The organism is Aquimarina sp. AWH4_224 (genome assembly GCF_056160245.1).
Genome location: NZ_JBSWWU010000097.1, coordinates 1 through 211, shown reverse-complemented (window position 1 = coordinate 211; position 211 = coordinate 1). Strand labels below are relative to the sequence as shown.

General features: G+C 37.4%; 1 protein-coding gene. It reads right to left on the bottom strand.

Going from position 1 to position 211, the window contains the following annotated elements; genetic code table 11:
- The coding region (locus tag ACXAGJ_RS24860) for an AMP-binding protein (protein WP_474843922.1) at positions 1-211 on the bottom strand (211 nt) is incomplete at both ends.

The following is a 211-nucleotide window of genomic DNA, read 5'->3' as shown; positions in this document are numbered from 1 at the left end:
CATCAATCCCGAAACAGGACAACTGAGAACAAACCAGATTCAATACATTACCATGATTAACCTTTACCCCCTTAGGGTTACCTGTAGAACCGGAAGTGTAGATAATATAAGCCGTATCATTACTAGCGATATCAACATCTAAAGCATCCAAACTATATCTTGAAGCAACCTTAGAGAATGATGACATTAACGAAGTATCGACAATCAAATC